Raw genomic sequence first — 11642 nt, 5'->3', positions numbered from 1 at the left:
AGGTGTGCAAATTATGCTTTTTCCTGATTTAGCGAATAAAATTGTACGAGAAGTACGCAGACTAATTAAAGAAAATATTATTATCATTAATATACAAGGTGTTATTATCGCGAGTACAGATGTAGAAAGAATCGGCCAATTTCATGAAGGTGCACTCCGATGCGCGAAACAAAAGAAAACTGTCATTATTACAAAAGAAGATGAACGACGTTTGCAAGGCGTAAAGGCGGGTATGAACCTCCCCTTACTATTTCATGACGAAGTAATTGGTGTCATTGGAATTACAGGCGAACCTGAAAACATTTCACAATACGGGGAAATATTACGTAAAATGACCGAACTACTCATTCACGAAAACTACTTTTTAGAACAACTAGAACTTGAACACCGTTCTTATGAAGCATTTGTCTTTGATTGGCTTCAAAATACAGACTGGTCTTCAAGCTTTCTCGATCGTGCAAAAACACTTGGTATTGATTTATATAAGAAGAAACAACTTATTTTGTTCTCTATCGATCAAAATGACACGATGCTTCAGCGTAAGATTTGGCAACACGTACACAATCTATTAACAAAGGAGCATCTATTTGTTCGTTGGGGAAATGATCGATTCATTTTATTTACAGCCACAAACTCCAAAGAGCAAACGTATCAATTTTTAAAAAGATTAAAACAAGACTGTGAAAATTCGTTTTCTATTCCTTTATATATTGGGATTGGACAATCCGTTACACCAAGCAATATGAACTTATCGTACGAGCAAGCATTACAAGCTCTTTCCGTATCACTTGAAACGAAAAAAATTGTATTTAATGAAGATTTACGTTTAGAAATGTGCTTACAAGATATTTCTGCTGCAACGCGGGAACAGTTTCTAAGGCGCACCATCGAAAACTTACTATCATCTCCTGAGCTTATGCACACTTTACGCTTATTTATTGATTATAACCAATCCTATAAACAAACAGCTGAACAATTACATATACACATTAACACATTGCATTACAGACTTAAAAAGATTGAGGAGCATACAGAACTTGACCCGAAACAATTCAAAGACTTAAACATTTTATACTTCTCGCTCCTCTTATTAGATAATCATACAAAAAATAATGATAAATTAGATTAATCCTTAGATGATTATACATAGAAAGAATCCCCCAATTTTTTTATCATTATAATGAAAGCACTGTTACAACGTTTTTTATGATGACTAAATACGTTAACAGTTTGAGGGGGATTTCCAATGTTAGAAAAGCAAATTATTCATTCATTCGTATCCATTGTTGGCGAAGATAATGTAGATACATCCAATATGGGGCGTTTAACGTATAGTTATGATGCCACTCCAAACTTCCAAGCAATGCCTGATGCAGTCATTGCTCCTCGTAATACAAATGAAGTAGCTGAAGTGTTAAAGATATGTAACACTCACAACATTCCTGTATATGTTCGTGGTTCTGGAACAAACCTTTGCGCGGGGACATGTCCACTTGAAGGCGGTATCGTCCTTATCTTCCGCCATATGAATAACATTTTAGAAATTGATGAAGAGAATTTAACAATTACTGTACAAGCTGGTGTAATTACACTTGATATTATTAAAGCAGTAGAAGAAAAAGGTTTATTTTATCCACCTGATCCAAGCTCGATGAAAATTTCTACAATCGGCGGTAACATTAATGAAAACTCAGGTGGCTTACGCGGATTAAAATATGGCGTAACACGTGATTATGTGATGGGTCTTGAACTTGTCTTACCAAATGGCGATATTATTCGCACTGGCGGTAAATTAGCAAAAGATGTAGCTGGTTACGATTTAACTCGTTTATTTATCGGTTCTGAAGGAACACTTGGCGTCGTAACAGAAGCGATATTAAAACTTGTTCCTATGCCTGAAACGAAGAAAACGATGCTTGCACTATATGAAGATATTAATGAAGCTGCACATGCTGTTTCTTCTATTATTGCAAATAAAATCATTCCAGCAACACTTGAGTTTTTAGACCAGCCGACAATTGAAGTAGTAGAAGAGTTTGCACAAATCGGTTTACCAACTGATGTAAAAGCAATTTTATTAATCGAACAAGACGGTCCGCCTGAAGTTGTCAATCGAGATATTGAAAAAATGGCTAACGTTTGCCGCTCTATGAATGCAGTCGATGTTCGCATTGCAAAAAATGAAGCGGAAGCAGATGCGCTTCGGACAGCTCGCCGTAGTGCACTATCAGCACTTGCAAGATTAAAACCTACTACAATACTAGAAGATGCAACGGTACCACGCTCACAAATAGCTCCAATGGTTGAAGCGATTAATGCAATTGCAAAAAAATATAACATTCCTATTTGTACGTTTGGGCATGCTGGTGATGGCAACCTACACCCAACTTGTATGACAGATGCTCGTAATGAAGAAGAAATGCACAGGGCTGAACAAGCTTTTGCTGAAATATTTGCAAAAGCAATTGAACTTGGCGGCACGATTACTGGTGAGCATGGTGTTGGTGCGATGAAAGCTCCGTATTTAGAAATGAAATTAGGTAAAGAAGGTATTGCTGCTATGCAAGGAATTAAACAAGCCTTCGATCCAAATAACATTATGAATCCAGGCAAGATGTTCGCGAAAGACACTCGCAAAAGAGTGGTGGTTGAGCGATGACAACATTAAATAAAGAAAACATTCAAAAGGAATTTAAAGAACGATTAAGTGAAGATGAACTACTAAACTGTATGCGATGCGGTTTCTGCTTACCAACTTGCCCTACTTACATCCAATCTGGATATAAAGAATCACATTCACCACGAGGACGTATCGCATTAATGAAAGCGGTCGTTGACGGTTTAATTGAGCCAGATGAAGATGTTGAAAATACATTGAATGTTTGCCTTGGCTGCCGTGCTTGTGAACCTGTTTGTCCATCTGGTGTAAATTATGGACATTTATTAGAAGAAACTCGTGATATTATAAATCAAAATAAAAAGTTCTCGATGCCAGTGAGAGCCGTTCGTAAAGTCGTTTTTGAAGGGCTCTTCCCGCATCAAAATCGAATGAGAACATTAACAGGGTTAATCGGATTTTATCAGCGTTCTGGTTTACAAACGCTAACACATAAAACAGGGATTATGAAGTTATTCCCTGAAACACTTGCAACGATGGATCTTGTTTTACCAAAAGTCCCTAAAATGAAAGCAATGAAAGATCGTCCTGCATTTTTACCTGCTGAAAGTACGAAGAAGAAACAAGTTGCATTCTTCACAGGCTGTTTAATGGATACGATGTTTTTAGAAACAAATAACGCAACGATGAAACTTCTTCAGTTAGCTGGTTGTGATATCGTTATTCCGAAAACACAAAGTTGCTGCGGTGCATTACATGGGCATGCTGGTGAAAAGAGTGGAGCGAAAGAATTAGCGAAACGAAATATAAAAGCATTCGAAGATTTAAACATCGACTATATTATTACGAATGCAGGTGGTTGCGGAGCTTACCTCGTAGACTACGATCATCTTTTAAAAGATGATCCACAGTGGGCTGAACGCGCAAAGCAGTTTGTTTCTAAAATTAAAGATATTACTGCTATTCTAGTAGAACTAGATTTCCATAAACGGAATGACTTACGACTTCCATCGCAAATTATTACGTATCAAGACTCTTGTCATTTACGAAATGTTATGCGAACATCTTCAGAACCTCGTATGTTACTAGAAGCAATTCAAGGCGCAACATACTGTGAAATGAAAGATGCGGATCGCTGCTGTGGTTCTGCTGGTATTTACAATATTGTTCATTCAGAACTATCCATGGAATTTCTAGATTATAAAATGGACTGTGTACATGAAACAGAAGCAGCAACTATTGTTACTGCAAACCCAGGTTGCCTACTACAAATGAAATTAGGCATTGAACGAGAAGGACTTTCTCATAAAATGAGAGGAATTCACATTGTAGATTTATTATTAGAAGCAATTGAAACCAACTCGTAATAACTCGTAACATACGTAATAATAGGAAAACGGCTATCTCCTTCGTCTATGTAAAGAGATAGCCGCTTTTTTGTCCGCTACAAGATTAAGAATATGTTACTTTATTATAAAAAAGAACAACAGAAACATTACAGTTGTGTAAAAATCAATCCAGTATATTCCTCGAAAAAACGCTCAAATCATTGATACAATAGGATTCTTCATTTTCAATATAGGTACATTTATCCAAAAACCCCCTCTTAAAACGAAGTATAAAAATGCTGAAAATTCCTTTTATACTCTATGTTTCTCTTATTTTTTTCCTTTTCTTCAATTAGGATAAATTAGGTAATTTTAAAGTCTATGAATTTTTTTCCATCTTTTTTCTCGCAAATTGTATGCTACGATGAATTTGTCAGTCAGACAGGCTGTCAAAACAAATCGTGTGAAAACAAATTAAAACTTTATATAGGGGGACACACATCATGAAAAAGCGTGTTTTATTATCTGTAGCTGCTGCAACAGCTCTTACTTTAGGAGTATCATCTTTAGATGCACAAGCTGCAACTGTACAACCATCTAACATAAAGGTTCAAAATATTCAGCATTCAAAAGTGATGATGAAGCAAATGAACCAACAAGAATTACAAGCATTCTTACAATCTATGGGCGTTGAGTCATTAGCACAATGGCAACAAGGAAATTTCCAACCAAACTGCTTCATTCCTGGTCAACAACCAACTGAAAATGTTGTAACTGAGCAACCAACAGCTAAGCCAGAAACTCAAAAGCCTGCTGAGCAAAAACCAGTTGAGCAAAAGCCTGCTGAAGAAGTTCAAAAACCAGAAGCTCAAAAACCAGCTGAAAACAACAATACTCAAAAACCTACTGAACAAAAACCTGCTGAGCAAAAGCCTGCTGAAGAAGCAAAATCTTTAAGCGAATTCGAACAACGTGTTGTTGAATTAACAAACGCTGAACGTGCAAAACAAGGCTTACCGGCACTAAAAATCGATACTGAATTAAGCAAAGTAGCACGTGTTAAATCTGAAGATATGCAGAAGAATAACTACTTTGATCATAACAGCCCTACATATGGGTCTCCATTTGACATGATGAAGAAATTTGGTATTTCTTATACATCTGCAGGTGAAAATATCGCTCAAGGCCAACGTACACCTGAAGAGGTAGTACAAGCTTGGATGAACAGTGCTGGACACCGTGCAAATATCTTAAATAACGGCTTCACTCACATCGGTGTTGGCTATGTAGAAAGCGGCAACTACTGGACACAACAATTTATTACGAAGTAAATAGATTAAAAGAGTCTTCTCATAATGAGAAGACTCTTTTTTACGTTTCATAACTTTCTATTATGTATGAGTACAATATGTAGAACATAAACAAAATAGAGCCACAACTTATTACACTAAGTAACACATAAAATCCCCATTTCAAGTTCAAAAACAAGGAAAACCATATACTACATGCCATCACTTGAAAAATCCGCCTACTCACTAAACGAATTTTTTGTAATTTGACTGGGTCCTTTTCCGTACTCTTAACTTTTTTAAATCCTTTACTAAGCATAAAAAGAAACAAACTAATTCCAATTGTTAGTCCTGTCTGAAAGGATATCATGCTTCCAAAATTAATAAAGAGAATGAGCAGATGGATAAACAACATAAATAAAGTAATCGTCTTTAGAAATCCACTTATAATGACATGCTCGCCTTCATTAAGCTTATATACATAATGTGAAATAATATACACGAATCCATGTAAAAAAATAATAAGACAAGGAATAAATGCTATAACAACTTGTTTACTCATAAACTCGTTTGGCTCACCATTTTCATTCCAATGTACTGCCATAAGGTTTGGTAAGTATGGATAGAGGCATAGAGTAACTAAAAGACAAGCGAAAAATATTCCTAGTATATATTTATATTTGACCAAGTAATTCTCACCTCTCTTTTCTCTTAACGGCTTCGCTTCTTTTAGAGAAATTCCTGCAAGAATCTATTTTTCTCAAATTTAAACTTACACTTTATGCATTCATTCTTTGAAATTCTTTCATTGTATTATTTAATTTTGTCGGAAATGGTACATCCACTTCGATCTCTTCTTTCGTAATTGGATGCAAGAAATGAATTTTCATCGCATGTAATGCTTGCCTGGACATATATTTCGTTTGTCCACCGTATAATACATCTCCAACTAATGGATTACCATGATAGCTCATATGAACACGAATTTGATGTGTTCTACCTGTTTCTAATTGTAACGTTACGAACGTAGCATTTTGTTTTTTAAAATACTTCTCTACTTTATAATATGTGATTGCTTGGTCCCCCTTTGGAGAAACACGTCGTCTCGTCGCATGATGGCGATCTCTTCCAATAGCTGCGTCAATTGTTCCTTGCTTACCTTTTACTTTCCCTTCCACAATCGCTGCATATGTTCTTTTAATTTTTCGTTCCATTAATAAACGATCCATAATTGCACCAGCAATTCTATGCTTAGCAAACACGACACCACCTGTCGTATCTTTATCTAACCGATGAATATGACGAATCTTCGTCTCTAAACCTTGCATTTGAAAATGAAAAGCAACAAGGTTTGCAAGTGTTCCCGTTCCACCTTTTTCCGCAGGATGCGTATCCATCTTCTCAGGCTTATTTACGATGAGTACGTGATCGTCTTCATATACTACATCTAATTCACCATATTGAGGCTCTACATCGTATTCTTCTTCCATAAACATATGTACTTGTAACTTATCGCCTTCTTTTAAAAGCTCATTCCATCTTTTCTGTTCTCCGTTAACGGTAATACCTTTTTCCATACGAAGCTGATGTAACAACTTTTTCGGTATTTCCCATTCTATTTTTAATAACGAATCAATACTTATGCCATTCCATTTCACTGGAACAGTAATTTCGCACCATTCGCCCTTCTTCTTCGTTTCCATACTGTATCACCTTATTTCTATTGATTCTCTCATTGTAACGGAAAACACAATTTGATGCACCGTCAAAAATAGAGGACAGTCTTATAGTAGACTGTCCCCCTCACGCTCTACGCCGTTTCATTTCCTGCAATACTTCTTCCGCTTTTTGCTCATACGATAAATCTTCAAAGAAATCCGCCAATCTTTTATAATCATTATACGTATCTAATAAGTCATCAATTTTTTCTATTTTCATCACTTGTTGTTTTTGCTTCATTTTTACCGGATAACGATAGCCTGATACTTCTTGTATTTTGTAATACTCATCCTCTACTTGAATGACCTTTACAAGTTCCTCCTCTTCCGCATCCATCGTATACCCATCAAAATCTCTAAGCAATTCATAAATGATATGAGTCCATTCATCTTTTGGATAATATCCTTTTTCTAACCGATAACCGACAATGCGATACATATGCCCATCGTTTTCTGCAAACTGTACTGTATCATTTAGCTTAAACTTAAAATAACGAAACATTGCCTTCACCTACTTATATGTAATGTTCTTATCACATACTATTTGCAAAATGTAGGTCTTGCTATTCATAAAAAAATACTCATCTATAAGATGAGTATTTTTTACGATGATTTTTCTCTTTTCTTTCGAAATGGTAACCACCAGTTCCAATCTCCAAACAGTTTCATTAAACTTGGTACAAGCATAAGACGAATAATTGTTGCATCAAGGAATATCGCTAATGCAACACCAAGCCCCATTTGCCGTACTGGTAAAATATCAGTAAAGGCGAACGCACCAGTTACAACAATCATAATTAACGCAGCTGATGTAATGATCCTACTTGTTGACACAAGTCCTTCTAACGTCGCTTGATCATTATCTCCTGTTTCTTCATATAACTCATGAATACGTGAAATAAGAAAAACTTCATAATCCATACTAAGCCCAAATACGAGACCGAAAATGAAGATTGGTAAGACAAATAGAACAGGACTTGCTTCTAAACCAAAATGCCCACCTTCAAATAACCAAACAACAATTCCAATTGTTGCGCTTAAACTAAGTATATTCATAATAATCGCCTTAATCGGAATGAGTATAGATCGGAATGCAAATAATAATATAACAAAGGTAGATCCAAATATAACAGACATACCAATTGCAACTTTATCTTTAATTTCATCTTCTAACTCTTGTTGGAACGTCGTCATCCCACCTAAATAATACGTAACATCTGTTTCTTTATAATTTTGTTTAAAATCACGAACCCACTGTTTAGCAGTTTCAGTACGTGGTTTTGTTTTCAAAAAGATTTCTATCGTCGTCTTATTTCCTTTCGTATATGCTTCAAATATAGGAGCTAGTTTCGCAGCTTCTGGCGACTCTAACATTCCAGCAACTTGATCTGCTTTCATACCAGTTAACCCGTCGTATAAGCTTCTCACTTCATATACTTTCTTATCATCTTTTAACTTTTGAACGACTTCTTCTATCTTTTGTAAACTTTCTTTTTCTTTCATATCTTTTTTCGTCTCTACCACTAACGTAACATCAGCATGTTTTTTTGCAGTTTTATTAAATGCCTCTTCGTACTTCTCATATGCAATTCTTGTATCACTTTGTTTAGGTAGAGCTTCTACGTCAGGGAACTGCAAATTAGCTGTACGTAACGGTAATAAGCAAATAACAATAAATGTTGTAACAACAATAATCATCGCAATTGGATGTTTCATTACAAATTGTGCAAACTTACGCCACGCCTTTGCCGGCGTATGCGCTACTTGATTCTTTTTTAATATCCGTTTCCCAATTAATGACAATAACGTTGGAAGAAGTGTGAGTGAGAATAAAATACTCATAATCACAACAATCATTCCACTAATTGCGACAGACTGAATATAATCGATTTTAAAGAAAAACAAGCCGGATAATCCAACAAATACACATAATCCTGAAAATACGATAGCGCGCCCTGCTGTTTGATATGTAATTGCTATCGCTTCTTTTACCGTTCGCTTTGCAACTTCCTCTCGAAAGCGATTTACAAATAATAGTGCAAAATCAATAGATAGCGCAAGTCCGATCATCGGTGCAACATTTAACACAAAGATAGATAGTTCCTTATCGCTACCTATAAAGTATAATATGCCCATCGTACTAATAACACTAAGTGCTCCATTTACAATTGGTAAAATAGATGCCAAAAGGCTACCAAATGAAAATAGTAATACGAGAAATGCAATCGGTAACCCAATCATCTCTGCTACTTTTAAGTCATTTTGCGTTCTTTCATTAATCTCTTGATTAATTTTTGGAAATCCTGTTGGCGTTACTTTTAACGCTGCATTACTTTCCTTTTCGACTTTATCAGCAAATTGTAACGTCTTTTCCATTCGTTCCTTAATTGTTTTCCCGGAAAATAAAATTGTCGCATAGCCAATATCATCTTGTAACATTTCTTTATTTTGCACTGGGTGATGGAAAGATTCATAAGTCTCTTTCTCTTGTACATTCTTTACAATTTCCTCTACTTGCTTTTGAAATTCCTCATGTGAAACACCTTTGTTTTTTTCAAAAACGAGTAGCAGTGTGTCTTGAGACCTCTTAAAATCTTTATCTAAAATTTCTTTCGTTTTTTGATAGTCCCCTTCCGTTTGGAAACCATCACCACCTAATACCCCCGGCAGCTTTGGAGCGAAAATACCAAGTGCGATCGCAAGCAATAGTAATGCTACAATTACTGTATAACGAAACTGATACAAAAAAGCGCCTAATTTCCCCCACTTATCTACTTTATTTACATTTGTTTTCACACATTTTCACCTACTTTAAATAATTCAATTGTCATTTATACTGTATCACATCTTCGTACAAACAAAAAACGTCTGGAAACACTATATTGATAGTTTTTCCAGACGTTTTTTATCTCTCTTTATTAAGTCCCAATCTCTCCGTAAGTAAACGATGGCAGTAAATCGCTATAATTAACAAAATACCACCTACGCAATAACCAGCTAAAATATCAGTTGGATAATGTACATTTAAAATAACTCTACTTAATCCAATCGATACAATTACGATTCCCATCAAAATCGTTATAACATATTTCCCCGTTACACTCTTCAAATTTGCCGCAATGATATAAGCAAGAAATCCGAATGTCATAATAGATAACATTGCATGCCCACTAGGGAAGCTATATCCAAGCGCATCCAACGCTTCATTTAACGACGGACGCTCTCTTTTCACAATTTCTTTTATCCCTTTATTAACAAGATGTGTTATTAAAATGCCCATTGGATACACGATCATCGCAGCATAATAACGTTTTCTCCAAAAAACAAGTAAACTTATAGCCAGCGTAGTTACAATCCCGATAGCAGAACCTAATTTTGTATAGTGTGAAAAAAATGTAAGCGAACCTTCTGTTTGTAATCCTGTTACTAATGCTCGGACATATGTATCCATCACTGTAACGCCACCCGCATGTACGCGCCAAGCAACAATGCCAAATACAGCAAGTAATAAAACGATACATACTACCTCATATTGATGCAACTTCTTTTTCAAGCGATTTCCTCCTACTATGAAAAAATGCGATTTCTACTTTAGAAACCGCATTTCCTTACTTATTTACCTTTTGTTTTTAACTCTGTCCAGTAACGATCATAGTCTTTTAGCTTATCGTCTACATCAACAAGCCATTCCGTACGATCTAATTCTTCTTTCGTTAAGAAGATCATATGATTATCACGATATTCTTTACTATGAAGAGGATGAGCTTTTTCATTAGGATTACTGTATCCAATTGACTCGTAGTTTTTCACACTTACTTTTTCATCTAATAAGTAGTTCATAAACTTCTCTGCAAGCTCTTTGTTTTTCGCACCTTTTGGAATTGCTAACGTATCAGCCCAAATTGTGCCGCCTTCTTTTGGTACAACGTACTCTACATCTTTATTATCTTTTGCGATAAATGCTGCATCTCCAGACCAAACTGTTCCGATCCAAGCATCTTCTGTAATGAATTTTTGTTTAATATTATCTGTATCAAATGCTAATAAGTTTGGAAGCAGCTTCTTTAAATCATCTGCTGCTGTCTTTAACTGTGTATCGTCTTTCGTGCTGTTTGAGAATCCATGCTTTTTAAGACCCATTCCTAACACTTCACGAGAATCATTTAATAAAGTTACATGCCCTTTATATTTTTCATTCCATAGGTCAGCCCAGCTTGTAGGAGCTTCTTTCACATACTTTTTATTGTATGCAATACCTGTTACACCCCAAGTATATACTAAAGAATATTTATTCTCTGGATCAAACGCCGGTGTTTTGAAGTTAGAAACCATATTTTCGATATTCGGGATATTCTTTTTGTCTAACGGCGCTAATAAATCCATTTTCGCCATTGTTTTAACCATGTAATCAGACGGCTGAATTAAATCATACTTCGCGCCACCTGCTTGTAATTTCGCAAGCATTTCTTCATTACTTGCATACTTATCATAGTTAATTTTCACGTTATATTTCTTTTCAAAATCTCTTAGCACTTGCTCATCAAAATTGTCAGCCCAGCTATAAATATTTAACTCTTCTTTCTTTTCACCACAACCAGCAAGTACACCAGCAACAAGGCTAAAGCTAATTGCTGCGCCGGCTAATCTTTTTATTAATTTCATCGGTTTATTACCTCCTCGTACTTTCTAT

At 35.6% G+C, this 11642-nt stretch carries 10 protein-coding genes; 4 read left to right on the top strand and 6 right to left on the bottom strand.

Annotation, left to right across the window (positions count from 1 at the left end; all coding sequences use genetic code 11):
• The first annotated feature begins 13 nt into the window (after positions 1-13).
• The 4 genes from MKX31_RS04735 to MKX31_RS04720 all read left to right on the top strand — a co-directional run bounded on the left by MKX31_RS04735 (position 14) and on the right by MKX31_RS04720 (position 5276).
• Positions 14-1129 carry a CdaR family transcriptional regulator gene (locus MKX31_RS04735; RefSeq protein WP_088048354.1) on the top strand — a complete coding sequence of 372 codons (1116 nt, stop codon included), beginning with the start codon at positions 14-16 and terminating at the stop codon, positions 1127-1129.
• A 117-nt stretch (positions 1130-1246) separates the two neighbouring features.
• Positions 1247-2659: a glycolate oxidase subunit GlcD gene (glcD, locus tag MKX31_RS04730; RefSeq protein WP_088048353.1), complete on the top strand. Its 1413-nt coding sequence runs from the start codon at positions 1247-1249 to the stop codon at positions 2657-2659.
• Complete coding sequence (locus MKX31_RS04725) at positions 2656-3984, top strand: (Fe-S)-binding protein (RefSeq protein WP_064476744.1); 1329 nt, start codon at positions 2656-2658, stop codon at positions 3982-3984. Before glcD ends, MKX31_RS04725 begins: the two co-directional genes overlap by 4 nt.
• Positions 3985-4448: 464 nt before the next feature.
• Positions 4449-5276 carry a CAP domain-containing protein gene (locus MKX31_RS04720; RefSeq protein ID WP_064476745.1) on the top strand — a complete coding sequence of 276 codons (828 nt, stop codon included), beginning with the start codon at positions 4449-4451 and terminating at the stop codon, positions 5274-5276.
• Between the two features lie 40 nt (positions 5277-5316).
• Here the strand turns inward: MKX31_RS04720 and MKX31_RS04715 are convergent, their stop codons facing one another.
• From MKX31_RS04715 to potD, 6 genes are all read right to left on the bottom strand, one after another.
• Positions 5317-5922 (bottom strand): DUF1648 domain-containing protein, encoded by a 606-nt coding sequence (locus tag MKX31_RS04715; RefSeq protein ID WP_088048352.1) that lies wholly within the window; start codon positions 5920-5922, stop codon positions 5317-5319.
• A gap of 91 nt (positions 5923-6013) precedes the next feature.
• A complete protein-coding gene (locus MKX31_RS04710) occupies positions 6014-6937 on the bottom strand; it encodes an RluA family pseudouridine synthase (protein WP_088048351.1) in 924 nt (307 codons plus the stop codon).
• A gap of 100 nt (positions 6938-7037) precedes the next feature.
• Positions 7038-7454 carry a histidinol dehydrogenase gene (locus MKX31_RS04705; RefSeq protein WP_088048350.1) on the bottom strand — a complete coding sequence of 139 codons (417 nt, stop codon included), beginning with the start codon at positions 7452-7454 and terminating at the stop codon, positions 7038-7040.
• A gap of 101 nt (positions 7455-7555) precedes the next feature.
• Positions 7556-9748: an MMPL family transporter gene (locus MKX31_RS04700; RefSeq protein WP_340980173.1), complete on the bottom strand. Its 2193-nt coding sequence runs from the start codon at positions 9746-9748 to the stop codon at positions 7556-7558.
• Between the two features lie 109 nt (positions 9749-9857).
• Entirely contained in the window at positions 9858-10505 is a 648-nt protein-coding gene (locus MKX31_RS04695; protein WP_064476749.1) for a phosphatase PAP2 family protein, read from the bottom strand.
• A gap of 59 nt (positions 10506-10564) precedes the next feature.
• On the bottom strand, positions 10565-11614 hold the full coding sequence (potD, locus tag MKX31_RS04690; RefSeq protein ID WP_046957063.1) for a spermidine/putrescine ABC transporter substrate-binding protein PotD: 1050 nt from the start codon (positions 11612-11614) through the stop codon (positions 10565-10567).
• Positions 11615-11642 lie beyond the last annotated feature (28 nt).

Source organism: Bacillus sp. FSL M8-0063 (assembly GCF_038005545.1).
Lineage (GTDB): Bacteria > Bacillota > Bacilli > Bacillales > Bacillaceae_G > Bacillus_A > Bacillus_A wiedmannii.
This window is presented reverse-complemented; position numbering and strand designations above follow the sequence as displayed.

Bases quoted from the DNA above. Each gene is read 5' to 3' on its own strand.
- MKX31_RS04735 (WP_088048354.1), top strand. From the start codon at position 14: ATGCTTTTTCCTGATTTAGCGAATAAAATTGTACGAGAAGTACGCAGA.
- glcD (WP_088048353.1), top strand. From the start codon at position 1,247: ATGTTAGAAAAGCAAATTATTCATTCATTCGTATCCATTGTTGGCGAA.
- MKX31_RS04725 (WP_064476744.1), top strand. From the start codon at position 2,656: ATGACAACATTAAATAAAGAAAACATTCAAAAGGAATTTAAAGAACGA.
- MKX31_RS04720 (WP_064476745.1), top strand. From the start codon at position 4,449: ATGAAAAAGCGTGTTTTATTATCTGTAGCTGCTGCAACAGCTCTTACT.
- MKX31_RS04710 (WP_088048351.1), bottom strand. From the start codon at position 6,937: ATGGAAACGAAGAAGAAGGGCGAATGGTGCGAAATTACTGTTCCAGTG.
- MKX31_RS04705 (WP_088048350.1), bottom strand. From the start codon at position 7,454: ATGTTTCGTTATTTTAAGTTTAAGCTAAATGATACAGTACAGTTTGCA.
- potD (WP_046957063.1), bottom strand. From the start codon at position 11,614: ATGAAATTAATAAAAAGATTAGCCGGCGCAGCAATTAGCTTTAGCCTT.